This is a genomic window from Butyrivibrio sp. WCD2001 (assembly GCF_000424485.1).
Lineage (GTDB): Bacteria > Bacillota > Clostridia > Lachnospirales > Lachnospiraceae > Butyrivibrio.
On the sequence record NZ_AUJZ01000029.1, the window covers coordinates 1 to 24,806 of the forward strand.

Annotated in this window: 35 protein-coding genes and 2 pseudogenes; 27 read left to right on the plus strand and 10 right to left on the minus strand. The window is 40.3% G+C overall.

Annotated elements, in window-relative coordinates; genetic code table 11:
- Window positions 1–205: 205 nt before the first annotated feature.
- Entirely contained in the window at window positions 206–601 is a 396-nt protein-coding gene (locus G630_RS0116340) for a hypothetical protein (protein WP_026499198.1), read from the minus strand.
- A gap of 221 nt (window positions 602–822) precedes the next feature.
- Here G630_RS0116340 and G630_RS0116345 point away from each other — a divergent pair, with 221 nt between their 5' ends.
- Genes G630_RS0116345 through G630_RS0116355 form a run of 3 tightly spaced genes read left to right on the plus strand, consistent with a single transcriptional unit; the run spans window position 823 to window position 2,529 of the window.
- A complete protein-coding gene (locus G630_RS0116345; protein WP_242829950.1) occupies window positions 823–1,560 on the plus strand; it encodes an AAA family ATPase in 738 nt (245 codons plus the stop codon).
- A gap of 22 nt (window positions 1,561–1,582) precedes the next feature.
- Window positions 1,583–2,053 carry a GNAT family N-acetyltransferase gene (locus G630_RS22385; RefSeq protein ID WP_044959602.1) on the plus strand — a complete coding sequence of 157 codons (471 nt, stop codon included), beginning with the start codon at window positions 1,583–1,585 and terminating at the stop codon, window positions 2,051–2,053.
- Between the two features lie 50 nt (window positions 2,054–2,103).
- The gene (locus tag G630_RS0116355; protein WP_256379758.1) at window positions 2,104–2,529 is read left to right on the plus strand and encodes a YrhA family protein; all 426 of its coding nucleotides are present in this window, start codon (window positions 2,104–2,106) and stop codon (window positions 2,527–2,529) included.
- Window positions 2,530–2,561: 32 nt separating this feature from the next.
- On the opposite strand, the gene G630_RS0116360 is transcribed toward G630_RS0116355, so the two are convergent.
- Window positions 2,562–3,128: a GNAT family N-acetyltransferase gene (locus G630_RS0116360; protein WP_022762667.1), complete on the minus strand. Its 567-nt coding sequence runs from the start codon at window positions 3,126–3,128 to the stop codon at window positions 2,562–2,564.
- Window positions 3,100–3,621, minus strand: a complete 522-nt coding sequence (locus tag G630_RS0116365; RefSeq protein WP_022762666.1) for an NUDIX hydrolase — start codon at window positions 3,619–3,621, stop codon at window positions 3,100–3,102. Before G630_RS0116365 ends, G630_RS0116360 begins: the two co-directional genes overlap by 29 nt.
- 316 nt (window positions 3,622–3,937) lie before the next feature.
- Between G630_RS0116365 and G630_RS0116370 the strand changes: the two genes are divergently transcribed.
- Entirely contained in the window at window positions 3,938–4,156 is a 219-nt protein-coding gene (locus tag G630_RS0116370) for a hypothetical protein (RefSeq protein ID WP_022762665.1), read from the plus strand.
- A gap of 58 nt (window positions 4,157–4,214) precedes the next feature.
- Here the strand turns inward: G630_RS0116370 and G630_RS0116375 are convergent, their stop codons facing one another.
- Window positions 4,215–4,514: a hypothetical protein gene (locus G630_RS0116375; RefSeq protein ID WP_022762664.1), complete on the minus strand. Its 300-nt coding sequence runs from the start codon at window positions 4,512–4,514 to the stop codon at window positions 4,215–4,217.
- Between the two features lie 110 nt (window positions 4,515–4,624).
- Here G630_RS0116375 and G630_RS0116380 point away from each other — a divergent pair, with 110 nt between their 5' ends.
- Both G630_RS0116380 and G630_RS0116385 read left to right on the plus strand, forming a co-directional pair.
- On the plus strand, window positions 4,625–5,140 hold the full coding sequence (locus G630_RS0116380; RefSeq protein ID WP_026499202.1) for a pyridoxamine 5'-phosphate oxidase family protein: 516 nt from the start codon (window positions 4,625–4,627) through the stop codon (window positions 5,138–5,140).
- Window positions 5,137–5,475: an arsenate reductase family protein gene (locus G630_RS0116385; protein WP_026499203.1), complete on the plus strand. Its 339-nt coding sequence runs from the start codon at window positions 5,137–5,139 to the stop codon at window positions 5,473–5,475. The genes G630_RS0116380 and G630_RS0116385 overlap by 4 nt, the downstream gene beginning before the upstream one ends.
- A 61-nt stretch (window positions 5,476–5,536) precedes the next feature.
- On the opposite strand, the pseudogene G630_RS25885 reads toward G630_RS0116385, so the two are convergent.
- Window positions 5,537–5,773: pseudogene (locus G630_RS25885) on the minus strand (fibronectin type III domain-containing protein); the annotation flags it as partial.
- Between the two features lie 187 nt (window positions 5,774–5,960).
- On the opposite strand from G630_RS25885, the gene G630_RS0116390 reads away from it, so the two are divergent.
- The gene (locus G630_RS0116390) at window positions 5,961–7,406 is read left to right on the plus strand and encodes a DDE-type integrase/transposase/recombinase (RefSeq protein ID WP_026499204.1); all 1,446 of its coding nucleotides are present in this window, start codon (window positions 5,961–5,963) and stop codon (window positions 7,404–7,406) included.
- Window positions 7,407–7,713: 307 nt separating this feature from the next.
- Here the strand turns inward: G630_RS0116390 and G630_RS0116395 are convergent, their stop codons facing one another.
- Entirely contained in the window at window positions 7,714–9,105 is a 1,392-nt protein-coding gene (locus G630_RS0116395; RefSeq protein WP_026499205.1) for an InlB B-repeat-containing protein, read from the minus strand.
- Window positions 9,106–9,284: 179 nt separating this feature from the next.
- On the opposite strand from G630_RS0116395, the gene G630_RS0116400 reads away from it, so the two are divergent.
- Both G630_RS0116400 and G630_RS0116405 read left to right on the plus strand, forming a co-directional pair.
- A complete protein-coding gene (locus G630_RS0116400; protein WP_026499206.1) occupies window positions 9,285–9,764 on the plus strand; it encodes a YbaK/EbsC family protein in 480 nt (159 codons plus the stop codon).
- A gap of 17 nt (window positions 9,765–9,781) precedes the next feature.
- Window positions 9,782–10,333, plus strand: coding sequence for a DUF6609 family protein (locus G630_RS0116405; protein WP_026499207.1), 552 nt, complete (start codon window positions 9,782–9,784; stop codon window positions 10,331–10,333).
- On the opposite strand, the gene G630_RS0116410 is transcribed toward G630_RS0116405, so the two are convergent.
- Window positions 10,334–10,528 carry a (2Fe-2S)-binding protein gene (locus G630_RS0116410; RefSeq protein WP_026499208.1) on the minus strand — a complete coding sequence of 65 codons (195 nt, stop codon included), beginning with the start codon at window positions 10,526–10,528 and terminating at the stop codon, window positions 10,334–10,336.
- 98 nt (window positions 10,529–10,626) lie between these two features.
- On the opposite strand from G630_RS0116410, the gene G630_RS0116415 reads away from it, so the two are divergent.
- The 4 genes from G630_RS0116415 to G630_RS0116430 all read left to right on the plus strand — a co-directional run bounded on the left by G630_RS0116415 (window position 10,627) and on the right by G630_RS0116430 (window position 14,041).
- Complete coding sequence (locus tag G630_RS0116415; RefSeq protein WP_044959607.1) at window positions 10,627–11,364, plus strand: MmcQ/YjbR family DNA-binding protein; 738 nt, start codon at window positions 10,627–10,629, stop codon at window positions 11,362–11,364.
- Between the two features lie 420 nt (window positions 11,365–11,784).
- On the plus strand, window positions 11,785–12,255 hold the full coding sequence (locus tag G630_RS0116420) for a MazG nucleotide pyrophosphohydrolase domain-containing protein (protein WP_026499210.1): 471 nt from the start codon (window positions 11,785–11,787) through the stop codon (window positions 12,253–12,255).
- Window positions 12,252–13,274: a nucleotidyltransferase domain-containing protein gene (locus tag G630_RS0116425; RefSeq protein ID WP_026499211.1), complete on the plus strand. Its 1,023-nt coding sequence runs from the start codon at window positions 12,252–12,254 to the stop codon at window positions 13,272–13,274. The genes G630_RS0116420 and G630_RS0116425 overlap by 4 nt, the downstream gene beginning before the upstream one ends.
- Window positions 13,271–14,041: a nucleotidyltransferase domain-containing protein gene (locus tag G630_RS0116430; RefSeq protein ID WP_022763457.1), complete on the plus strand. Its 771-nt coding sequence runs from the start codon at window positions 13,271–13,273 to the stop codon at window positions 14,039–14,041. The genes G630_RS0116425 and G630_RS0116430 overlap by 4 nt, the downstream gene beginning before the upstream one ends.
- A gap of 66 nt (window positions 14,042–14,107) precedes the next feature.
- Here G630_RS0116430 and G630_RS0116435 read toward each other — a convergent pair whose 3' ends face one another.
- Complete coding sequence (locus G630_RS0116435) at window positions 14,108–15,184, minus strand: hypothetical protein (protein ID WP_022763458.1); 1,077 nt, start codon at window positions 15,182–15,184, stop codon at window positions 14,108–14,110.
- Window positions 15,185–15,578: 394 nt separating this feature from the next.
- Between G630_RS0116435 and G630_RS0116440 the strand changes: the two genes are divergently transcribed.
- Both G630_RS0116440 and G630_RS23885 read left to right on the plus strand, forming a co-directional pair.
- Window positions 15,579–16,373, plus strand: coding sequence for a hypothetical protein (locus tag G630_RS0116440; protein WP_026499212.1), 795 nt, complete (start codon window positions 15,579–15,581; stop codon window positions 16,371–16,373).
- Window positions 16,374–16,564: 191 nt separating this feature from the next.
- Window positions 16,565–18,220: a BspA family leucine-rich repeat surface protein gene (locus G630_RS23885; protein ID WP_026499213.1), complete on the plus strand. Its 1,656-nt coding sequence runs from the start codon at window positions 16,565–16,567 to the stop codon at window positions 18,218–18,220.
- Here G630_RS23885 and G630_RS0116450 read toward each other — a convergent pair.
- The gene (locus G630_RS0116450; RefSeq protein WP_026499214.1) at window positions 18,213–18,398 is read right to left on the minus strand and encodes a hypothetical protein; all 186 of its coding nucleotides are present in this window, start codon (window positions 18,396–18,398) and stop codon (window positions 18,213–18,215) included. The genes G630_RS23885 and G630_RS0116450 overlap by 8 nt on opposite strands.
- Before the next feature lie 388 nt (window positions 18,399–18,786).
- Here G630_RS0116450 and G630_RS0116455 point away from each other — a divergent pair, with 388 nt between their 5' ends.
- The 9 genes and pseudogenes from G630_RS0116455 to G630_RS0116500 all read left to right on the plus strand — a co-directional run bounded on the left by G630_RS0116455 (window position 18,787) and on the right by G630_RS0116500 (window position 22,145).
- Window positions 18,787–19,005: a helix-turn-helix domain-containing protein gene (locus G630_RS0116455; RefSeq protein WP_026499215.1), complete on the plus strand. Its 219-nt coding sequence runs from the start codon at window positions 18,787–18,789 to the stop codon at window positions 19,003–19,005.
- The gene (locus G630_RS25645; RefSeq protein WP_022763463.1) at window positions 19,002–19,127 is read left to right on the plus strand and encodes a hypothetical protein; all 126 of its coding nucleotides are present in this window, start codon (window positions 19,002–19,004) and stop codon (window positions 19,125–19,127) included. Before G630_RS0116455 ends, G630_RS25645 begins: the two co-directional genes overlap by 4 nt.
- Window positions 19,087–19,173: pseudogene (locus tag G630_RS25965) on the plus strand (HipA domain-containing protein); the annotation flags it as partial. The gene G630_RS25645 and the pseudogene G630_RS25965, both read left to right, overlap by 41 nt.
- Window positions 19,174–19,361: 188 nt before the next feature.
- Entirely contained in the window at window positions 19,362–19,664 is a 303-nt protein-coding gene (locus tag G630_RS0116470; protein WP_022763465.1) for a Dabb family protein, read from the plus strand.
- 11 nt (window positions 19,665–19,675) lie between these two features.
- On the plus strand, window positions 19,676–19,987 hold the full coding sequence (locus G630_RS0116475; protein WP_139176369.1) for a hypothetical protein: 312 nt from the start codon (window positions 19,676–19,678) through the stop codon (window positions 19,985–19,987).
- A 67-nt stretch (window positions 19,988–20,054) separates the two neighbouring features.
- Window positions 20,055–20,243, plus strand: a complete 189-nt coding sequence (locus G630_RS22395; protein ID WP_049946267.1) for a YccF domain-containing protein — start codon at window positions 20,055–20,057, stop codon at window positions 20,241–20,243.
- Between the two features lie 217 nt (window positions 20,244–20,460).
- On the plus strand, window positions 20,461–20,781 hold the full coding sequence (locus tag G630_RS0116490) for a putative quinol monooxygenase (protein ID WP_026499216.1): 321 nt from the start codon (window positions 20,461–20,463) through the stop codon (window positions 20,779–20,781).
- A 42-nt stretch (window positions 20,782–20,823) separates the two neighbouring features.
- Window positions 20,824–21,201 carry a zinc ribbon domain-containing protein gene (locus G630_RS0116495; protein ID WP_026499217.1) on the plus strand — a complete coding sequence of 126 codons (378 nt, stop codon included), beginning with the start codon at window positions 20,824–20,826 and terminating at the stop codon, window positions 21,199–21,201.
- Window positions 21,202–21,254: 53 nt separating this feature from the next.
- Window positions 21,255–22,145, plus strand: a complete 891-nt coding sequence (locus tag G630_RS0116500; RefSeq protein WP_026499218.1) for a TPM domain-containing protein — start codon at window positions 21,255–21,257, stop codon at window positions 22,143–22,145.
- A gap of 110 nt (window positions 22,146–22,255) precedes the next feature.
- Here G630_RS0116500 and G630_RS0116505 read toward each other — a convergent pair whose 3' ends face one another.
- Window positions 22,256–22,882 carry a flavodoxin family protein gene (locus tag G630_RS0116505; RefSeq protein WP_026499219.1) on the minus strand — a complete coding sequence of 209 codons (627 nt, stop codon included), beginning with the start codon at window positions 22,880–22,882 and terminating at the stop codon, window positions 22,256–22,258.
- A gap of 168 nt (window positions 22,883–23,050) precedes the next feature.
- Between G630_RS0116505 and G630_RS0116510 the strand changes: the two genes are divergently transcribed.
- The 3 genes from G630_RS0116510 to G630_RS0116520 all read left to right on the plus strand — a co-directional run.
- Entirely contained in the window at window positions 23,051–24,052 is a 1,002-nt protein-coding gene (locus G630_RS0116510) for an ADP-ribosylglycohydrolase family protein (protein ID WP_242829951.1), read from the plus strand.
- A 137-nt stretch (window positions 24,053–24,189) separates the two neighbouring features.
- A complete protein-coding gene (locus G630_RS25650; protein WP_256379757.1) occupies window positions 24,190–24,318 on the plus strand; it encodes a hypothetical protein in 129 nt (42 codons plus the stop codon).
- A gap of 292 nt (window positions 24,319–24,610) precedes the next feature.
- On the plus strand, window positions 24,611–24,806 hold a 196-nt coding region (locus G630_RS0116520), incomplete at its 3' end, for a hypothetical protein (protein ID WP_026499222.1).

Consider the following 24,806-nt stretch of genomic DNA (forward strand, 5'->3'; position numbering starts at 1 on the left):
GGTTTGGTTTTCCACTTCTCAAACATTTTCACTTTAAACGCAAAAGTAAAATGAATAGTATTCCGGGTAACTTCCTCGACAACTGTATTATTTTTCAATTTTTCGATATTCATTTCCCTGAATATACTCATAGCAAAGCCTCCAATAAAAAAATACCCAGACAATGGGTATTTCAACTGTCATGTTGAAGTCCATCATCTGGGTATCAGTTTACAGTATATTGATATATATCAGCGGTGTATTTGTATATTTTCCAAGCGTCTTCTCTGGAAGCAATCTGTGTATCGAGAGAAAAATCGGTTACAAACTGTATGATATCCATATTATCAAAGTCAGATGCTTCGAAGCCATATGTATCAACCATAAAATCTATATAATCCCACTCTGTTTTTAAAACATTGCCATTCATTTTTACTATAGCAAGGACACTGGTATCTTCTATCTTATCGCTGCGGTTTATGCCGCTTCCTCCGTTAATAAGTCCGATAAAATCATCCTTTGAATAGGAGTACTTGGTACCTGTAAGTCTTCTGACCGGTATGAGTGCAAGTAGTGAAAGTGTTGCTAATATTAGTATATGTACCCAAATGCGTTTTTTCATGATTCTCAATGTCCTCCGGATAGTGGTCTATATATATGGAACAGATAAGAGGAGGTAATTGTTGCAGGAGGTGCAAATCAGTGCCGAACCGATGCAGAGCTGACTGGGGTATTCTTTTGTCCATTTGCATGGCAGTTAGAGTATAATATTGCTAGCAATTTGTTAGGAGAAAAAGATGGAGCATATGGTATGGCATTGGCACACAATGAAGAGGTTTTTCTATGCTGGATGAAATGTGCAGCTTGCCAATTCAAGGGGTGAGCATCAACTGGGATAAGATTGATAAACGGAGCTATTTACGTGGAATAGAAGCTATCAAGGATCTGGATTATCTTTCTTTTAACAAGAATATAACCATATTTGTTGGAGAGAATGGCAGTGGGAAATCGACCGTGCTTGAAGCGATTGCTGTAAATTATGGTTTTAACCCGGAGGGTGGGACGAAGAATTACAGTTTTTCAACCTATGATTCACACTCCGAATTGTGCGATGCGATAAGACTTTCGAGAGGTGTGAGCAAACCGGGATGGGGATATTTTCTTAGGGCTGAGAGTTTTTATAATGTGGCGACGGCAGAGGAGATGTACAGCAGGGAAGATCCAAGGGGAATACGTCAGCAGTTTCATGAGCGTTCTCATGGTGAGAGTTTTCTCCAATTGGTTCAAACAAATTTTAAGGGGCATGGCTTATACCTTTTGGACGAGCCTGAGGCTGCTCTATCGCCACAGAGACAGCTTACACTTCTTATCGAGATAGTGAACTGCGCCAAGGAAGATTCGCAGTTCATCATGGTAACGCATTCGCCAATCCTTCTTGGTATACCCGGGGCGGAAATTCTGAGCTTTGATGATGGTCAGATACATCCGATCGAGTACGAGGATACGGACAGTTATCAGATTACAAAAATGTTCATAGAGAACAAGGAGCAGCTTTTAAAGAGACTTCTGAGTGAGGAGTAAGTGAAGATATTTGGAGAAAAAGATGGATTTTGTAATTAAGCATTTTAATGAGCTAAGCACAAGAGAGCTTTATGAGATTTTAAAAACAAGATTTGAAATATTTGTTACTGAGCAGGAGTGCATTTACCAGGATCTGGATGACAAAGATCAGGACGCAATCCATGTATTTTGCTGGAATGATTCGGGAAGAGTTGCAGGGTGCCTCAGAGTCTTTTGGAAAGATCATGATGATACCGCAGGCGTCGCACAGATTGGCAGAGTAGTGACTCTGGAGCATGGTAAAGGCATCGGAGGAGCAATGCTTCATAAGGGAGTCGATATAGCTATAAACAGGCTTAAAGCACAGAAAATATATTTTGAAGCCCAGGAATATGCTATTGGATACTATGCAAAAGAAGGCTTTGAGGTGGTTTCTGATGTGTTCATGGAGGATGGAATTCCTCATGTGAAGATGGAGCGTATTTGTAATATTTTTGAGCAAGAGAAAAAATAGTTAATTTTTCAAGAGGAAGATCATATATGTAGGAAGCAGAAATTGGAAAAATCAAAGAGGAGTTATCTCGATGGGGTGATGAAATAAATCCCCCTGCTACAGAGGAGGGAATCAAAAGATTAGCGGAAGAAACCAAGAAGCGTTTTCAAGTAGAGATTCCTTCTGAGCATATAGACTTTTTGAAGGAAATGGATGGCCTTGAATATAACGGATGCATGATATATGGAGTAGATGAGGAATTACTTGAAGAGATTCCGGATAGAACAGTATATGGTCTACTGGAATACAATGATATGCGATCTCAGGGAGACAAGGAAAAGAGATTGTCTTTTGCCGAAAGTGAAACCTTGCTTTACATATATAGCTTTGAAGATAAATCATATTATCAGTTAGATAATTTTCTGTACAAGAAATTGAAAAAGTACAACTCTTATGCTGAAATGATCAAAGACATCATTAAAAAGTGTATAGAATAATAGGGCGTCTTTAAAAGATGCCCTATGCTCTTTCATCCTCCCAGATACTCTATATTTTTCTCTACTATATCCATTGAAAAAACTGCCCCATAAAAGGACCGGTACAACTCCCACAGTTTTTCATTGGATATGATAGTGCTATTTTCAAGCACAAGTATGATAAAAGGGACGCCAAAGCACCTAACTTTGAGTCCTGTATCGATGCAGCCATTCCGTTTGTAAAAACCTATGCGCCTTGTTTGCAGCGCTTTAAGGTCGCGGTCATTAGTATAAGCGGGATCTTCTACCTCAAGGATAACAAGCCCGGCTTCTGACATATATTCACGAAGCATCCTGATGATTTCACCGCCAAGACCTTTATTCCTGTGCTTTGGATAAACAGCAAGATAGTCCACAAGATAATTCATTCCCTGTTTCACAAGGAATGTGTACCCGATTATCTCAGAATCATCATAAATCCCCAGACACTCATATATTCCATCATCAACAGCTTTGAGAATGACCGGGAGCTTTTTGAGCTCATCCTCGATAAAATCGTGAACCAGACGCTCCTGATATATAGTTGTGATCTCAGCGTTTTGTAGCTTTTTTAGTTTCATTTGATACAATATGTTCTACCCCACTATGTTCCTTCTGGAGATACTCCTTCATAAATGTCGGAAAAGCTCTGTATTTGTCCAGTTCCGAGATCGGAAGCCAGTACATGTTTTCTTTAACTCCTTGAGTATAGCTGTCACTTTGAAGTTCTTTGGTTCCCCTTGGCTTCATAAGGAAATACATTGCTATCTCGTGACAATCCATTCCTTTTAAAGAGCCTTGATTCTCGGTAAAAAAGTTTTCATGAATCACAGCAAGGCGATCGATTTCATAAGCGACGCCGGTCTCCTCCAGCACTTCTCTTTTCACGGCATCTTCAGCTGTTTCTCCTATGTGAACAGCGCCTCCGATAGAGTAGTAATAATCATCAATTTCATTTCCTGCAAAAAGAACACATCCTTCTTCAACGATAATAGCCGCAGCTCGATATCTGAACCATTTATTATCATTGGAAAAGCCACAATCATAATCCATAGTAATAAGCTCTTCTTCCATATAATTCCCTATTAAAGTATAAAACCAAATACGCATACAGTAAGGCAACCAATACCAAATAGTATGCATAGTGCGTACTTTAGCGTTCTGGTATACATTTTAGCCTTATTTTAATGTGGGTTCAAACCCAAAAGTAAATGAGAAGACCTTTTTAATGACTTGGTACCCATGATTTGAAAATTGATGGGTACCAAATGCTCGAAAAAGCCTTTTCATTTAAAAATCACATACCCCCTTTGGTTATTTGCCAATTTGCTCTACCGGTGGAGTATAATATTGCTAACAATTAAGTTTTTCATAATGAAGGAGGTTAGGTATGGCAGACATTGCGGAAATCATCAAGCAGATCAATGGTAACAAGGAACTGATGGCTCAGATTGCGAAGGCTGATCCGACACAGGCAAAGGAGCTGTTCAAGAAAGCAAACATCGATGTCAGTGAATCGGACATCAAGATGGTACAGGCAGCAGTTGCTGACGGCAAGCTGGATCTGGGAGATATCAAGAATCTCGCCGGTGGATTATTTAAAAAGTAATAGTGTTTATGCTGAGCGGTGCTTCGTAAGAGGTTCCACTCTTTTTAGTTGAGGTTTTTTAACCCATTTCTGAACAGCCACCATTAAGACAGGACATGCATGTATGAATTACATAGAGTATGCCTATAATTACGATAATTATCTCAATGACAAATAAAATTGTAAGTGTTTTGGCAAACTTACTTCCGGGATACTTTTCCATCGCAATAAGTGCAATTACAAAGCCCGCTATAAGCAGGAAGCCGGCTACTATTGCTACCTCTGTAAACAACATTAGATTGCCGATAATCCAACATGCAAGGGCTGCTATACACAGATCTTTGCCGCCTTCATTATTTTCATCACTTGAATTAGGCATAGGACTCGGATTTTGGTAGGTGGTTTGCCCATCAAAAGGTTATTCGTTGGCCTATTTACACGGCTGATAGAGTATAATAGTGCTAACAATTTGTTTTAGGAGTAATGAAAATGTGGGAAATGGATTATGAATCAGCAGCCAATCATTGGATTTTGAAGGATAAAGAATCAGTACATATGGAGAAGGCTGCGCTTGAGGAGAAGATTGTTAGTTTTATAAAAGGACATAATACCTGTGCGCTTGCAACGGCTTCTTCGGAAATGGTGAGAAATACTCCTATTGAATACAACTATGTGGAGGGTGATTTTTATTTCTTTTCAGAGGGCGGTCTTAAGTTCAAGGGGCTAAAAGAAAACAAGAATGTTGGGCTGGCGATATTTGAATCATATGGTGGATTCGGGCAGCTTAAGAGCCTTCAGGTCGAGGGTATTGCCGCTATGGTGGAACCTTTTTCCGATGAGTATCTGAAGATAATGGAACATAAGAAGATTCCGGTTGATGTCATGAAAAAACTTCCGGAGCCCATGAACCTCATCAAGGTTGTGGCTACGAGTTTTGATTATTTGGATTCTGATCTGAAAAAGGATGGCTTTGGAAGCAGGCAGCATATGGAGGTAGCACGTTGATACAGATATTCGGTACGAAAAAGTGTAATGATACAAAGAAAGCTGAGCGATTTTTCAAGGAGCGAGGCATAAAGTTCCAGTTCGTTGATATGAAGGAAAAGGGCATGAGTAAGGGCGAGCTCACATCGGTTGCCATCGCCAATGGTGGCATCATGAACATGGTGAACCCCAATGCGAAGGATAAGGATGCCGTAGCCCTTTTGCAGTATATTGCTGATGAGGACAAGCTTGAGAAGCTTCTTGAGAATCAGCAGATCATTAAGACACCGGTTGTAAGGAATGGAAAGCAGTCCACACTGGGGTATCAGCCTGATGTGTGGAAGAAGTGGGAGTAGCAATTAGATTTTTATAAAGAAGGCCCTGTGTTGCGGCTAGAAACGCGACACAGGGCATATATTATTTTACTTTGATATTCTTGGTTTTACTCCATTCAGAATAAATTCTGTCAGAGCCTGATTTTTTGAAGGTACGAATTCTGAAATAATACTTCTTGCCGGACTTAAGCTTTTTAATCGTCTTTGTAGTTGTTTTGGCTTTGCCGACTGTTACAGACTTAACATCCTTCTTGAAATTCTTATCTGTGCTGTACTGTATCTCATAGCCTTTGATGCCGCCTTTGGCCTGCTTCTTCCATGAGAGAGTAGCACACTTTTTTCATACATATTTCCCCTAAAACAAAATGGTAGTGTCAAATTTACTACCCGTTTTTAGTTCTAAAACCTTGATTTATCGGGAGTCCAAAATAAAAAGAGCATTGACCCCCTCTTTTGGTATAATGTCAATCGCCAAACCAACATTCCCAGAAAAGGAAACAATGCTCATGGACATTATACTTTATTTACTTCAACTCATTCAACAGCTCTACCATCAGAACTGTTGGCTGATAAATTTTATCTGCAGATATATACCTCTTAAGCAGTGGGCTTTCGATGATTCCCATTCTCCCAAGTATCAGAAGTTCAAAGTTGATGAACTTCCAAAGATTGTCTACTACCATCAGGATTGGGACTGGAAGGACCTTAACAACTACTATACCCAGCGCTATGGCAAACCCGTTAAACCAATCAAAAGACGTTCAGAATGCGATATCCCGGAGGAATGTTCTTGTCCATCATGTCATGCACCACAGCCATATCTCTACAAGAACAATGGTAAAGCTGGACAGCTCATGTGTAAGATCTGCCAGACTGCTTTTACGCCTGAGGACAATCGCTTTGATAAACAGTTATCTTTAAAATGTCCTCACTGCCAGCATACTCTTGTACGCAAGAAAGACCGTAAGCACTTCGCCATCCATAAGTGTGTTAATCCCAAATGTCCTTACTATCTCAACAACCTTAAAAAGATCGATAAAGAAGATCTATCCGAAGAGAATGGCAAGTATAAATACAAGCTTCACTACATCTATCGCGAATTCTCGATAGATTTTTTTAAGATGGATCTGAATTCTCTTCCGAAGAATGCATCCTCACTTAAATTCAGCAAGCACAACGCCCACATCATGTCTCTGTGTCTTACATTCCACGTCAATCTGGGATTATCTCTAAGAAAGACAACGCAGGCATTATCTGATTTGTATGGAATATCTATATCCCATCAGCAGGTTGCTAACTACTGTAAGACAGCTGCCATCTGTATAAAGCCTTTTGTTGACAATTACCCTTATGAGAAAGGCAATGCCTTTGCTGCAGATGAAACATATATCAAAGTCCGTGGAATCAAAGGCTATATCTGGCTTATTCTGAATGCTGCTACCAGAGCCATCATTGGTTATCAGGTATCTGACAACCGTGGTGTAGGTCCATGCATCCTCGCAATGAGAATGGCCTTCAAAGGTATGTCTGAACTTCCCAAAAACTTTAAGTTTATCGCTGATGGGTATAGTGCGTACCCGCTTGCAGCCCAGCAGTTCTTTAGGCAGTTCGGCGACAACTTCAAGTTTGAGATCACACAGGTCATCGGTCTTCAGAACAACGATGAAGTGTCCAAAGAATATCGGCCATTTAAACAGATGATTGAGCGTCTTAACCGCACCTATAAGTCATCTTATCGAATCACTAATGGATTCGATAACTACGATGGCGCTAACTATGATCTGACTTTGTGGGTTGCCTACTATAACTTCCTGAGGCCGCATAAGTTCAATGGCTTCAAGCCACCGGTAGTTGATGACATACTATCCAAAGCTGAGAACATGCCTGCCAGATGGCAGCTCATGATTTACTTTGGTCAGCAAAAAATCATGAAACTTCAGGCAGCCAGCTGATTGTTCTTAGATTCTGAGCCTGAGGTAATAACCCAGCCACCGCTTTAGCGGCTTGCCCTTGATGGCACAAAAAATAACTGCTACACTGCTGAAATCGACGGATAAAATCTGATTGTTCTTGAGTTCTTCGCCGTCGGTGATTAACCTACAGCAGTTATTTTTTGTGCTGTCAAGGGTGGCGTCAGGTTACCACAACCTACATATCTACATTTTCAAGGTTCAATCTGAGCCTATTTTTTTGACCCAGTTTTTTCATAAATCATTTGACACTATCAACAAAATTCTTTCCCTCGAAGAATGGTTATTTTTATTTATATATTATTTTGACATTCTTATTCGCTTTTCTAGCAGCTTTTTCAATCTTCTTTGCTATCTTTGAGCCTTTCTTTACGCCTTTTATCGTAACATTTTTTAAGTTTTTGGCTCCTGAAAAAGCATTTTTATCGACTGAAGTAAGATTTTTTGCGTCAATGGTAACGTTTTTTACTTTCTTGCCGGTAACGGCCTTTTTTCCGAGTGCTGTTACAGGATACTTATTATCGCCTATTGTAACGGTCTTTCCGATCTTCACGGTCTTCTTGTTTTTTGTTCCCGTTACTGTGACTGCATTTCCATCAGAAGATGCCTTTACCTTGGTGCCTGACTTATCTGCAGTTTCCTCTCCGGGCTTTAAACCAGTTTCTGCAGGAGTGTCTTTACTGTTCTGAACCTGTTCGTTATTCTGTGGCTCCGTTTTATCAGATTTTTTCTGACTACTCTCATTTCCGGGAGTTTCATTTGCAGATGGCTCATTTTCAGGAGTATCGCTCCATATCGCATATAGGGTGGTTGTTTCTCCTACATTACCAAGGTTTGTCCCTGAAACAATAGCCCCATTTGTATAGGCAGGTGCCCCGTACTTTTTTGTGCTCCATCCTGTAAACGTAGCTCCACTTTTTGTGAAGGTATTATTGTGCAGACCGTTCGAGCCATATATATATGCAAAACCGTCGGCTATGTTTCCGCTTCCGCCATTAGGATCGAACTTCAGGTTTACTTTATCAAACCTGCTGGCACGGACATTTTGCAGCGCCATTGTCCTGAGGGGATTAATGGATAATGTAACTGTCTTATGCTGGTCGCTTGCTGCCGTAAAAATGCCAGCCCAGTCAGATTCCGGAAGGGCAGAAACATCAAGAAAAGTAGCACTTGAAGTTGCTGTTATTCCTGATATAACAGGTTTCACAGTGTAGCCATTTGGACTTATAACGGAAATCTGTCCTGTTATCGTGCATCCTGTAACCTGAGATGCCATGTTAAAAGACGGGGTTGAATACATTACCTGCAGATGACTAAACGACCCGCCAGATATATTTCCAACGCCGAGCATCACATAATCATTAAATGTACCATTAGTAACTGTTGCGTACTCATTAAGGCGAACTTCACCGTTAAATGTGCCGCCGCTTATGGTCGCTGTATAAAGGTCATCACCATATACGGTAACATTCCCGTTGAATGTGCCGCCGCTTATGATTCCGCCTGCATTTAAATGTATCTCTCCTGTATATGTGCCGGCAGTTATTTCATCACCTGCACCTATTTCTAGTGGATATGTGTTGCTTCCTGAATCATACGTTGTTGCATGAGCAGGTATGCGGGCCATCCCAAACAGTCCTACAACAGCTGATAAGATAAGTAGCTTTTTAAAACTCTTCATACAAATTCCTCCATTTTTGCTAAAACCTTCATGGCTACCATTTTAGCATGTTTCTATGTGTCAGGCATAAAATAGAAAGGTGAAAAAAGATTATTTTGCCATATGAATGTTTGACCTGATTCATAACGTGATAAAATATGGACAGAAATGCTTGATGATAGTGGCCGGGGAGGATTGAAATGGTAAACGAAACAGTAAAAGAGTATCTTATCAGAAGGAATTTTGGGGACAGATTAACGGAGCATGCTGAAACCATCGACACAGTTGAGCATGCAGCTCAGCAGATAGGCTGCAGCGAAGCAGAAATTGCAAAGACGTTATCTTTCATGGTTGAGGAGAAGCCTGTAATCGTTGTAATGGCCGGAGATGGGAGAGTTAATAGTTCGAAATTCAAAGCGCAGTTCCACACAAAGCCTTCAATGGTGTCAAGGGACCTTGTTGAAGAATTGACAGGTTTTCAGCCCGGAGGAGTATGTCCTTTTGCAGTAAAATCGGGAGTCCCGATCTGGCTTGATGTTTCGATGAAGCGCTTTGAATATGTTCATCCGGCGGGTGGGAATGAGTTTACATCCGTTAAGCTTTCCCCTGATGAACTTGAAAAAGCTGTCGATGCAGAGGGATGGTGCGACGTATGTAAAGGCTGGTATGACGAGGCTTGATTTGAAAGAGGAGAAAAATGAAAGAAGTGCTTGAATTTAATCACAAGAAACAATGCGGACTTTGGCTCATGCTTATAGGAGTAGTTTTGATTATCTCCGCAGTTTTGGGTGGGAGGTTTCTTGTTAATCCTTTTGTGTTTCTTATTGGATATTATGCCTGCTTTTTTGGCGTGAATGTGAATAAAAAACTTAGGAAAAAGCTTTCACAGGGGAGCATCTCAAAAGTACAGATAAGGATGATTTACATAAGTATAGCGGCGCTGTTCATTCTGATGTTTGCTATAGCGGGTCCATTCATCCCCGGATGGCATTGGAGACAGATATGGCTGGGAGTGCTTCTGGCAACAGCGATCCACTTTTTGCTTTGGTTCGTTGTTCATGGCCCGAGCATGATAATGCTTGGAATTGTATGTATCATCATAGCTGCAGTCGGGTATATGAATCCCGGTATTCCTCTTTTGTGGATTGTTGTAGCTGATGCGGCTGTAAAAATAGATTTTGGGGTGTATTTATTCTTTTTTTCAAAACCATCTAAATTTGGGGATGAAGCACAGGTATCTGGGTTATGATTATTCGTAATCTTCCGGAAACATGATGATGTTGCGGATCATGGTAGTGATGAAGTCGCGGCATTTTCCGCAGCCTGTACCACATCCGGTCGCTTTCTGGACTTTTTCATATGTATCTGCGCCATTTTTTACAGCATCGAGAATTTTGCCATAATTAACGTTTTTGCAGGAGCATGCAATTTTTTCTCTTTTCATATCAGATATCCCTCCATAGATTGATTGTGATAGTATAGTTATCGGCAACAGTTTGAAGAGATATTACCATAATCCTTTCAAGAAAGGGTAAAGGGAACATGAAAGACAAAGTATTTGCATACATTAAAAAGAAATACAAAGTATTGCCCGAATATCCATGGCGTAAATATGACAGCAATGCAGTGTTCCGACATGCTGATAATAACAAATGGTTTGCTCTTGTTATGGATGTTGGAAGGGATAAGCTGGGGCTTGCGGGAAGTGATTCTGTGGCGGTTATCAATCTGAAAATTGAGGATATGTTTTTCAGAGATATGCTCGTTAAGCAGGACGGAATTATGCCGGCGTATCATATGAATAAGCAGCACTGGATAACGGTTCTGCTCGATGGGACAGTACCGGAGAAACAGATTTTTGATCTACTGGATGCAAGCTATATGGCGACAGCATCTGCAAAGAAGAAGAGAAAGATACGGCCGCCCAAGGAATGGATTGTACCCGCTAATCCTAAATATTATGACATTGAGGCTGCTTTTGAAGCATCGGATGAGATTGATTGGAAGCAGGGAAGCGGGATTATCAAGGGCGACACAGTCTTCATGTATGTGGGAGCTCCTGTTTCTGCGATTCTTTACAAGTGTAAGGTTACTGAGGTGGATATTCCTTATGACTACGAAGATAAGAACCTCAAAATAACAGCACTTATGAAGATCAAGCTTTTGAAGCGCTATAAACGTGATAAGTTCACTTTTGATAAGCTTAAGTCAGAATATGCAATTTATGCTGTAAGGGGACCAAGAGGGATTCCTAACAGTCTCAGTGCCGCACTAAAGTAGGTTTTTATTAGAGATTGCCAGCTATACAGCTTAATGTTGAAGTGGTTTTGTGTTTTATGGTTTTTGGTGAGCAACATATTGTTAGTGGGATTTTAATGCCACAAAATTAGAAAATGTGAAAAGCGGTAGTGCAAATCAAGATGAAAAATCTGCTGCAAATATAACATTTCATAATTGAGGTAGTGAGTTTTAGATTAAAATGTCTGCTGTAAAAGAGAAACCTTCAAATAGCGGCAGAAAACTGATACATAGAGAGAATGCCGGATTTTTTCGATATGTAAATTGTGGCAGAAGATTGTGGTTAAAAACATCTACCGCAAAAGGTACTCAATGAAATATTGGCAGTTTTATTCTTGAAAAGTGCTCGATAGCTGAGTCAAAAACAGATATAAGGTAGTATAGTTTGGAGGAGACAATACCATGTCAGAGATAGACAGATTAAAAGAAGTGGTTGAGAAACTGAGGGCTGAGGATGGCTGTCCGTGGGACAGGGCTCAGACTCATGCGAGTTTGAAACCTGAGTGTATTGAAGAAGCTGCTGAAGTCATCGGTGGAATCAATATACTTGAAAAAACAGGAGATCCTGAGAACCTCAAGGAAGAGCTTGGGGATCTTCTTTTACAGGTCATGTTCCATTCTGTTATTGCGGAGGAGGAAGGCCTTTTTTCATTTGATGATGTAGTAAAGGGAATCTCTGATAAGATGGTAAGGAGACATCCGCATGTGTTTAGCGGTGTGACTTTTTCATCAGAGGAAGAACTTCACAAAGCCTGGGCTGATATCAAAAAGGCAGAGAAGGCCGGAAAAGAATGGCATGCTGATTATCTCCCAGAGGCTTTTAAGGAAGCAGGGGAGTTCATTGAAAAGGCTAAGGAAAGAAAAGGGATATGAATTTTGTAAAGCTGATGCAGTCTGAGGAGTATGATTTCCTTAGAACTAATGAGAGACTTGGAAATAGAATAATGCTGCTGGGACTCGGTGGCAGCTATGCATATGGAACTAATAATGAAAACAGCGATATAGATTTCAGAGGCGTTACATTGCAGATGCCGTCTGATTTATTGGGGCTTACCGAGTTTGATCAGTATGAGGATGATAAGACAGATACTGTTATCTATGGTTTCAACAAGCTGGTGAAGCTTCTTGTGGAGTGCAATCCGAACACATGTGAGATGCTGGGGCTTGATGATGATCAGTATCTTATTATGTCTGATCTGGGACAGGAATTAAAAGATAACAGCCATATGTTTTTGTCCAAAAGAGCGATAAAGACGTTCGGCGGTTATGCGGATTCTCAGCTTCGAAGGCTTCAGAACGCGATAGCAAGGGACAGCCTTCCGCAGAGTGAGAGGGAGAAGCATATCCTGAAGTCTGTTATGCATGCCCTTGATGATGTGAACAGAAGATATTATGGGAAAACTGAGGGCGGACTGAAGCTGTATATCGATAAGGCAGAGAATCCTGAGTTTGATACAGAGATATTTGTAGATGCAAATTATGAGCATTTTCCGCTTCGTGATTATGAGGATGTGTGGGGAGTCATGCGGAGCGTTGTGCGAGACTATGACAAGCTCGGCAAGCGCAACAAAAAGAAGGATGACAACCACCTTAATAAGCATGCAATGCATCTGATTCGACTTTTCATGATGGCGATTGATATTCTGGAAAATGGCGAGATTATAACGCACAGGACGAATGACCTGGATACACTGCTCGCAATTCGAAGGGGCGACTTCATGGAGGCGGATGGATCCTATTCACCTGCTTTCTTTGAGATGCTTGATGAGTATGAGAGAAAACTGGATGAGGCTGCGAAGAAAACAACCCTTCCTGATAATCCTGATATGGAGAAGGTAGAAAGATTTGTTGAGCGCGTAAACAGATACGCGGTTACAGGGGAACTTACATGAGAGATATTTTAAAGGAAATAGATGAAAAGCTTGATGAAATCGAGAAGACTGAGAATGTGAAAATTCTGCATGCGGTAGAGTCGGGCAGCAGGGCATGGGGGTTTGCTTCACCTGACAGCGACTATGATGTCAGGTTCGTTTACGTGCGTGATGCAAAGGACTATCTGAGACTTGATGAGCCAAGGGATGTCATAGAATGGCAGCTTGATGAAGTACTTGATATAAACGGATGGGATCTGAGGAAGGCGCTGAAGCAGTTTGCCAGGGGAAATGCCACTTTGTTCGAGTGGAGCGGATCTCCGATAGTGTACAGGACAACTCCTGAATGGGCCAGAATTGCGGAGGTATCGGGCCAGTACTTTTCTGAAAAGTCCGCGGTATATCATTACTATGGGACCGCAAACCATACATATCAGGAGTACCTAACAGGTGAGATGGTGAGATACAAGAAGTATTTTTATGCTCTTAGGCCTATTCTTGCCGCGATGTATATTGAGAAGAATCACGCAGCACCACCGGTTTTGTTTGATGATCTGTTAAAGATGGAATTGTCACAGGAACTTAGGTCTGCAATTGACGAGCTTCTTGAAATCAAGAAACGGACAACGGAAAAAGAAGAGAATCCCCAGCTTCCTGTAATTAGGAAATTTATCGAGGATGAAGTGATAAGGCTTAAGGAAATTGCCGATAATATGCCTGATGATCACAATAATGACTGGGGCAGTTTAAATAGTCTGTTTAGGGAAATAATAGGATACAAAATGTAAAATGAAAAATATCCATGCCACTGTATTTTAGGAGCATGGATATTTTTTGAGATTGTAAGGGGTGTGTTATCTCTTCACTTTAACTGAAGCTACTTTGCTCCAATCTGAATACTTCTTTTCATTTGAAGTAGGATAAGAATATGCGCGGATTCTTACGAAAACTTTCTTTCCTCTGTACTGCTTGGGAATTGTTATTTTCTTTGAATTAGCGGTTCCTTTTGCTTCACATTTTTTAATTGTGCTGTAGAAAGCTTTTCTATCGGAAATCTCAATTTCATATCCGGCAATATTTCTGTCTGCTATTTTATTCCAGTTTATAGATACTTTACCCTTCTTTGATGCCTTAGCCTTGATTTTATTGAGCTTTACGGTTGAAACATCTGTAGATAATCCTGATTTCAGCTGGAAGGTATAAATGCCTGCGTAGTTGGAACCGATTCTTAAATAATAGGTACCGGCATTTAATGAATGAGCAAATTCATCTGAACCGCTACCATCTGCTATATAGTTTCCATTTCCGTCCTGTATTAAATAATTGGGAGTTACTCTATCGGTGAGTGAGGTTAAAACCAGCTTTACATCACATGTTGAAGGTGCTGTAAATTTATACCAGTCATACTTTTCAGCTCCGGAGCATATCATACCTGTATATACTGTTCCGGATAATGATGGAATGATGCTTGCTGTTTCGGGAATATCATTATTTACTGTTTCTGTTTCGGGAAAGCTTTCGTTTTCAGGAGTGAAATAGAAAGTAAACTCCGGTGCATAGTCGTTACAATAATAGTTGCATACTCTGACGGAATACTGGCCGGCTCTTAAGTATCTTGTAAAATCATCAATTTTATACCAGCCATTACTGTCATCAAAAAAAATACTGTTATTGTCCTTGTCACGAATTTCAACACCTTGAATTCTGTCACTGATTGTATGAAATGTTAATCGTCCGGAAGAGGGAATCGTCATAGTGTAATAGTTGTTACGAATACCCTTTTCAAGCTTTATGACTTTATTAAGCTGCATCACTTCACCTTCACCAATCGGTAAAGTAACTGCCTTCGCATCAAGTGGTGACAACCAAATGCTGCAAACTGCTGCCAGCATGACAAATTGCATGCCAAGGAAATTTTTTAAATTTTTCATTTAATCCTCCATAATAATAAATACACACTTAACCAAAAATGCAACAGTTTGTGATTATATCACGTTGCCATAAGTTTAGCAATGTATGATTTAATAATTTGGGTTTTAGGACTAAGATTTTTGAAGAAGTTGCTGATGGAGCTGATAAAGATCAGATAGCTAATGCGATAAGGAAAGCCTTTTTTAAATAGCTGATCTATCCTTTTTGAACTTAATAATTACAAAAACAAGGGCAATGCATAGGCACAAAATATGATTTAAGGGCTATTATTGGTCGAAAAATTGAACATCATATTTGTATGTGTTATAATTTCAACGTTCGTTTTTTACGAAACATGAGGGGACGCGTTTGCAATATTTTGTGAACAGAATAATAGAGAAAAGGGGAAATCGTATGAAAAGAGTTTTAAAAAAAGTTACTGGGATTATTATGGCTGCTGCATTCGCAGTGAGCGCATTATCAGTTGCCAAGGTTGACGCTAAGGCTACTGCAGCAATCAACGCTAATCAGGAGTATAAGCTGACACTTGGATATGATGAGAAGGCAGAATACACATTTGTTACACAGCCTGATTGTACTACAAGTGTTACGGCTTGTATTGTTGGAGGAAGCAGTAACACTGGATTTGCATGGATGAAGATAACTGTTGATTATTGCAAATATGATTCAGTTTATGTCGATAACGAAAAAGGCGCTGCATCAACAGGTACATTTGTATTTGCTCCCGGAAAGACTGCTACTCTTACTTTTAATAGTTCAAATGTAGGTACTAAAAAAACTATAGATATTGCATTTACTGTTAATTCTACTCCTGTCAGCAATCTTGAGAAGGAAGGCAATAATTCACCTAATTCCGCTACTAAGATAAAGCTTAATAAGACATATAACGGTGTTGTTTCATATGCTGATTCTGATACTGACTGGTATGTTTTTAAGGCACCCAAGACAGGTAAATACAAGTTTTATGTTGTAAATACAATGACTGACGGAGGTAAATCTGTTTGGTGTCACGGTTATAAGTCAAAGACAAAGAATGACAGCGATTTTTCTGCTTATTTAACCGCAGGAGACGGTTGGAAGAATTCTAAAAAGATAAAGCTTAAAAAAGGAAAGAAGTATTACATCAAATTTAGCAGCACCGGCCATAAAGCTGTTCCTGTACAGATTAGAGTTAAGAAAGTTAAATAATTGTTTTGATAATATCAGGGTTTGCTTTTTAGCAAGCCCTGAAATTACATTTAAGGAGAATATGTAAACATGAAGAGAGCACTTGTATTGTAATTAGTATTTGTGCTATATTCATCCTTCGAGGGGACAGATATGCAAACAGTATTTGGGGCTGTTTGGATAAAAAAAAGAAGTTTTAAGGGGAAATCAAAATGGAAAGAAACAGAAAATCGTTGGTGTGGGTCATCGCAGCTTTTCTTTGCGTGGCTCTTTTCTTCGGATGTTCATCCGGGAATTTCAAGATTAAGGCAGAAGCTGCCTCCAGAGCAACTTTAGTTACCGGGAATAACTTTAATAAGGCACTTAAAAAATTCGTAAACAACAAGGTTTCAAGTTTTACAGATGAAGATGAGACTATTGAGCATGTCATTTTTATGGCCAAGGGATCCACTCCAAATAAAAAGCTGCCTTCAAAGAATATTGGGACTGCAAATAATTCGGTTATGGCCTATTACGATAGTGAAAAGAAAACCGTATACATTTATTCTGCTGCAAATACCATATTTTTAAATGTTGATAGTGCAAATATGTTCTATGGATATACGGCAGTAAAAAGTATCGAATTTAATGGAAGAATAAACACTTCCAGGGTAACAAACTTCAACGGAATGTTTGGATTATGTCACAAGCTGGAGGTCCTTGATGTAAGCAACTTTGATACATCAAAGGCTACAAACCTTTCCGGTATGTTTAATCACTGTGATGTGTTAAAAACGATAGATATCAGTAATTTCAATACATCAAAGGTAACTTCAATGCATAGCATGTTTTTCTGGTGCTCTGCAGTTGAAAAATTGGATTTCAGTAATTTTGATACATCAAAGGTGGAATACTTCACTCAGATGTTTGTAGGATGTTATGGATTAGAGTCACTTGATCTTTCAAGCTTTAAAACTTCAAATGTTACTGAGATGTATAGGACTTTTGATTGCTGTAAGAATCTCAAATCACTCGATCTTAGCAATTTTGATACCTCCAAGGTTACCAATATGAAGTGGATGTTCGAGGGATGCTATAATCTCGAGAACCTGAATATAAGCAGTTTTAATACATCAAAGGTTACAGATTGTACAGAGATGCTAAATAGATGTGATAAGCTGAAAGTACTTGATGCACCTAAGATTATAGGTAAGGCGATAGCTCTTCCCGGCGAGTTCGGACTTGATAATAACAAGGATGGCAAGGCTGATAATGCAACTGTATATACAAAGCTTGCAGTAAAAAAGAGCGGAACAAGTAACAGATATATCAACCTGAGGAAGGAAGAAGAAAAGAAACCGGATCCTTCAGAGGGTGGCGAATCAGGGAATGAAGGCGGATCCGAATCAGGAAATCAGGGTGATGGCTCTGAATCCGGCAAGCCGGAAGTGAAGCCGACTACGCCAAATGAGGCATCAGCCGAGTCATCGGTTCCTATCGATTCTGCTAATCAGTCAAATCCGTCTGAGCAGGCAGCGCAGGCTACCAATCCTGCAACGCCTCAGGTAGAAGCAGAAGCGGCGGAGAAGATTGACGGCAAGCAAAAGAAAACATCAATTTCAAAGCTTATTGCCGGAAAGAAATCAATCACAGTCACCTGGAAAAAGCAGACCGGCATTAAGGGCTATGAGATCCAGTACACCACAGACAAGAATTTCAATAAGGACGTAAATGCTGTAACTATAGTTAAAGCCAAGACTACTTCAAAAACCATAAAGAAGCTTAAAACCAATAAAAAATACTACGTCAGAATTCGTACTTATAAAAAATCAGGCGCTGAAAAGATCTACTCAAAGTGGAGTAAATCTAAGAGTGTGAAGGTTAAATAAAGAACAAAAAAGAGAAAGCTACTATACCCGCGAAGATCATTATTGCTGATGCTATGCCGGTGGCTTTCTCTTTTACTGTCTCTAAGTCTATATAACGGTTGTTGAAGCGAACCGTGTCTACGATTTTGGGTGAAACTTTACCAATGAACGCTTTGTTTGCAGAATTATTGTGGCCCATAATTTTTCCTCCCATAAATCCATAAATGTTTATAAAAACAACATCTAGTGGTTTTAAATGATTATAACCACAATATATAAAATGTTTATAAACTTGAGGAGAAAAAAATATTAAAAATTTGTTCCCTTGAGCGTGTATTCAAGGTCAGCAGGTGATTCAACTTTTCTTAAAGGAATGTACGCACTTGTCGTAAAATAGCCATCACCGGAGTGATAGTTTACATAAAGGTTAAAAAGATCCTTTATAAGGTCGTCATATGTTTGCGATAAAGCCGGAGCTTGACTAAGCCGAACGGCTAATATTATACTGTTTTTAGCGTGATAAAGCCGAACGGCTTATTATTTGACATTTTTGACTGAAATAAGCCGAACGGCTAAAAGGAGTAAATATGGTCATAGTGGATACTAAAATGTTTGGAGAGGCTTTGAAAAAGCGCAGGAAAGAGCTGGGATATACACAACGCTATATTTCAGAATTTACGGGCTTTAGCATCAGTTTCATTTCTGATTTGGAGAATGGAAAGAGCACGGCTGAACTTGGAAAGGCAATTTTCCTGGCGAATATGCTTGGATTGGATATTGTGATAAATTCAAGGGGCAACAAATGAGAAAATACGACGTTATTTTGGAAATACAGGGTAGACAGGTGGTAGTCGGATATATCGAAGGGGAATCATTCAGGGAATCCGTTGGAAGATCAGCTGAAGTTATGGCGCAGGATTGTTTTTGATTATGTCCTTGGGAATACTGACGCTCATATCAAGAATTTCTCATTACTGTATAGCTATGATCTTGGAGAGAAGAGGCTTTCTCCGGCATATGATAAGTACAGCTATATACGAAGCTGCTACCAGAGAGATGTCTTCCATGGGATTTGAGAATGCAATGGATATAGGTGATAGGATACTTCATGCCAGAAGGAGTGTCTTGTAGTTTTTGAAAAAGTGGAAATAAGGAGGTAATAATGGTAAAGCATGTGATTTTATGGACATTAAAAGATGAACTGTCAGCTGAGGAAAAGGCTGAGATTAAAAAGGGGATTAAGGAAGGACTCGAGGGTCTGAAGGGAAAGGTTCCGGGGATCGTTGAAATCAAGGTTAATATCAATGGCCTGGAATCTTCAAATGCGGATCTGATGCTTGATTCTACATTTGAAGATGAGGCGGCTCTTAAGGGATACGCGGTTCATCCTGAGCACGTAGCAGTTGCGGATACTAAGGTAAGACCATATACAAAGATCAGAAGTTGTTTGGATTTTGAGGTGTGATGAAAGTGGTTATGAGCGATAATAGTATTGGACAGTGTATTCAAAACGAGATCGACAGGATATACGGAATCGAATACGGGAAAAAGACCGGCAAGGTGCTTGTGCCTGCTTTTCTAGGAGACTTCAGAAAAGTACTTGAGAATAGCATTGCGGGGGATGTTGTTTCCGAGGAGTATATGACTGAAGATAAGAAAATGCATCTGATCCTGAAAGGGCAGAAAAGGCTTGGTGCTAAGGGATATGTGCCTTTCATTGTTTCATGTATATGCAATGACAGGGAACTACTTAGCTCGGAAGTATTGTTTTTGGAAGAAATGTTATAAAGGTGCATAGATGGTGTTAAATGATCTATGGAAAAACTGAGTCAAATCTATTCGATGGGGTATTAAAATGATATTTATTGGAAACGTTATCTGGTTTGTTTTTGGTGGATTATTAAGCGCAATAGCCTGGTGGATTACAGGCCTCTTGTGGTGCATAACTGTAGTAGGCATCCCTTTTGGAAAGCAGTTCTTCAAGATTGCAAAAGTGGCACTTATGCCCTTTGGAGCAAAGGTGGTCAGAAAGCATTATCTTTGATTTGAATGGCAACTTTGATATGGTGTGTCATAAAACGGACAGCAAAATTGGTAGAATAGACCCGGATGAAATTGTAAGAAGTTTACGAGTTTATCAGGGAGGTGCTTATGTTTAATACACATTATATCTATCAGGGATTTGGATCGGAATTGCTGTTTTCGGTTGTGATAATAATTCTTGCTGGAATTCTGGCAGTGAGTTAGGAGGTATCTCGGATATGATAACCGTTAATCTTTATTATAAGGGAACAAATGGAAATGCCAGAGCTTTTGCTGATGAAATGGAGTCATCGGGGATAGCTGATGCGATAAGAAAAGAGGAAGGGAATCTTCGATATCAGTATTTCCAGCCGATAGGGGATCCTGAGACGGTCCTTCTCATAGATTCATGGACGGATCAGGCTGCGATTGATGCTCACCATGCGTCGCCGATGATGGAGCAGCTCGCAAAGCTTCGCGAGAAATATGATCTTCATATGACAGTGGAGAGATTTGTCAGTGACGACTATGAAGGAGACGAGGGCTTCATTAGAAAGTAATGTGAAGCTCTTGATGTATAAAAGTGTAAGGAGTAAGGAAAGATGTTTTTTATAATGGGGATAACACAGGGCAGGAAGGATTTTGATTTTAACCAGCTTGTGACCTGCACTATCTGTGGGAAGTATGGACGCTTCAATGTGTTCATGACATATATGGTTTTGTCTCTTTTCTTCATTCCTACAATAAAGTGGAGTAAACACTACTATGTACAGACAAGCTGCTGCGGCACAGTTTATGAGCTTGATCCTGAGATTGGAAAAGCAATTGCAAGAGGCGAAAATGTCGAGATCCAGCAGTGCCATCTGACACGTGTGATGAATGGAAACGGATATGTGAGTGGCTATAAAAAGTGCAGACAGTGCGGCTACGAAACGGCAGAGGATTTCGAGTTCTGTCCTAAATGCGGAACGAGGTTTTGATTGGGGCGAACCGGTAGGGAGAGAGATTTTATGAAAATGGAGGATGTTTGGGAATGAAAAATAGAAAATTTGGGTGGATTCTGTTTTTACTAACTATAATCGTAATGAGTGTAACCCCCATAAACGTATCTGCTGAAGACGGTGTGTTTGTTCCGACTGTAAAGGAAGATATCTATGTCTATGATGCGGTCGATATGATAAGCGCAGATGATGAAGACGAGATCAACCGTATCCTGGATGAGCTGGAAGAGAAGACCTCTGCGGAAGTTGCAGTAATATCTTACGACGATTCAGACCTTACCCTGGAGGAATATGCGAACAAGCTTTTCAATATGCTGGGCATAGGAAAAGCGGAAGAGAATAACGGTATTCTTCTTTTGATGCAAAAAGAGGGAAATCACGTGAGGCTTGAAATCGGAAGTGGAATTGATGATGTTTTCACTGATGATGTCGCAGGAGATATACTCGATAACTATTATGTGCCATACAGGGATGAAAGCACATCCGAGGCGGCGCTGGAGACTGCAAAGGCAGTAGCAGCCAATATGTATTCGTATTATGAATTGGAAAGCGAACTGACCGGAGAATATGAACCTCTGATCTATGGGAATATAAGTGATGAGGAATTTGCCGAAGACGATAATGTATATGAAGTAGAGGAAACGACTGAATCAAATAAAATAGGTGGTATTATTCTGATTGTCATAGTTGGGTTTTTTGTATTATTCGTATTACCATCTATAATAGAGCATTTCGAAAAAAAGAAATGGGCGAAAGACCATGCCGGAGACATGCATATCTGGGAGGCAAGGGAGAGGTTATACCATAGATCTTCCAGTGATTCATTCACCAACTTCTTTGATTCCGGTTCCTCTTTCGGAGGCGGAGACTCAGGAAGCTCCTTTGGTGGAGGAAGTTCCGACGGTGGCGGTGCCAGCAGATAATTACATGAAGGCTATAAGTAAAGGACTGAATTTAAAATGCCCGGATACATTTGGTTTGTATCCGGGTATTTCTCTTTTTTTTTCTATCGGGAAAGCTTGTATATGATTCCCTATTTTCCATCAGGAAAACTTGTAAAGGATTCCCTTTCCATCTCTGGAGCGCCATATTTTTCCTTTGCGTCGGCGAACGCCTTGATCATGAACGCCATATTTCTTGCGAGGTTTCGCATAGTCTGAAGGCCCTCAAGATCCTTCTTTACATCCTCTGCTGTAAAGCCATGAACCTGATTCCAATAAGTGCTTGAAGCCACAGGCATTCCGCTTATTGTGAAGTACTTATTTAGTACATCAAAAGTCGCAGTATTGCCGCCTCTTCTGGCGCTGACGATCGCTGCGCCAACTTTAAGATGCTTTGAAAAAGATGTGCTATAGAACAATCTGTCCATGAACGAGAGTATTGTTCCATTCGGAGAAGCATAGTAAACAGGGCTTCCAACCACCAGACCATCTGCCTCTTCAAGTTTTGGAGCAACCTCATTAACAAGGTCATTAACAACACATTTCCCATTTTGAGCGCAATATCCGCAGGCAACGCAGCCACGAATATCCTTATTTCCAACATGAATTATCTCTGTATCAATCCCTTCTTCCCGGAAAACTTTTACCATCTCATCAAGAGCAGTTGCTGTGCAGCCATTTGCCCTCGGACTGCCATTCAGTAACAATACCTTCGCCATAGAAAACCTCCTTTTTACAAACAAATTGCTAACAATATTATAACAAAAAAGTAAATATACTGAATTTTTAATAATAGTTATGGTGAATCGTGCAGTCGCCTGTGAGGTTACCTTTTCCGGTTGTGGATTGGGTATAGTGAATAAAAAGATGAAAGGAGCGGAAATATCATGATGAAGAATGATGCTAACGGTAAGGATATTAAGAACTTATGGCTCGCAGGAGTGATGGGGGTGGTTGTCGGTGATGCGCTGGGGTGTCCGGTGCAGTTTATAACAAGGCAGGAGGTTAAGGCTGATCCGGTGAAGAAGATGATTGGCTATGGGACTTTTAATTTGCCGGCAGGGTCTTGGACGGATGACAGTAGTCTTACGCTTGCGCTCCTTAGCAGTATCGGCGACAGGAAAAGTGTAGATACAACCGATATCATGAATAGGTTTGTGGAATGGCTGGATGACGGTGAGTACACGCCTTTCGGAATGTCTTTTGATATAGGTCGTGGGACAATGATTGCCATTGAGAAATATAAGAGGACTCACGACGCCGTGACCTGCGGCGGAACGTCGGAACATGATAATGGGAATGGCTCTCTTATGATAATCCTGCCGGCGTGTATATATGGATATGTCTCGGGATTGTCCGGTGAGGAGGCTGTAGACTTGATTCACCGCGTTTCCGCACTCACCCATGGGCACATGAGAAGCAAGATGGCTTGCGGGATTTATTACTTTTGCATGAAGCCGATTTTGGATGTGGAGGGACCTTTGAAGGAGCGGCTTCAGAGAGGTGTGACGGCTGCTTTTGATTTTTATGAGAAGAATTCTGATAAATACGGGGGTGCTACTGAAAAATACGGGAATGATGAGCTTGCATATTATGACAGAATCAGGGATATTGAGGCGTTTTCAGAGCTCCCTGAAAAGGATATCAAAAGCAGCGGCTATGTGGTGGATTCTCTTGAGGCAGCTATTTGGTGCCTTGCAACTACAGGCAGCTTCGAAGAGTGCGAGCTTAAGGCAGTGAACCTCGGTGAGGATACCGATACCATAGGCGCTACCGCAGGTGGACTTGCAGGTATTTTCTATGGTTATGACGCTATCCCTTCTGACTGGCTTGAGGTGATCCAGAGGCGGGAGTGGATTGAGGAGAGGTGTGACGTGGAGGCCAAATGAAGGCATTTTGTGAGGATATCTGTGATTTGAGGGAAAGGTTCAAAAACACAGATGACTATCACTGGAGAATCTGTGTTTTATGCAAAAAACAAAAAACACAGATGATTTATGAAGGACTATCTGTGTTTTGGAGGAAAATGAAAGAAACACAGAAGGACATGGCAGAAGGAGTCTGTGTTTTGGAGGAAAATGTAGGAAACAAAGAAGGGCATGGCAGAAGGAGTCTGTGCTATGGAGAAAAATGTCGAAAGCACAGAAGACTATAGTGCCAGGGGTCTGTGTTATGGAAGAAAAAGTTAAAAACACAGATGGCAACCAATATATAGTCTGTGTTTTGGAAGAAAAAATAAAAAGCACAGATCTACATAATAGCAAGAGTCTGTGTAATAGAAGAAAATGCTGTAAACACAGAATTGTGTGAAGTGGCTGACGGAAATCTCGGGCTACTATTTACCGTGACGTCGTGAAGGCCGTGATAAACTGATACCCAGATGATGGACTTCAACATGACAGTTGAAATACCCATTGTCTGGGTATTTTTTTATTGGAGGCTTTGCTATGAGTATATTCAGGGAAATGAATATCGAAAAATTGAAAAATAATACAGTTGTCGAGGAAGTTACCCGGAATACTATTCATTTTACTTTTGCGTTTAAAGTGAAAATGTTTGAGAAGTGGAAAACCAAACCAGTTCCAGAATGCCTTAAAGAAGTGTTAGAAAAGGTTGGGATTTTGGAAGAAGACCTTTCTCAAT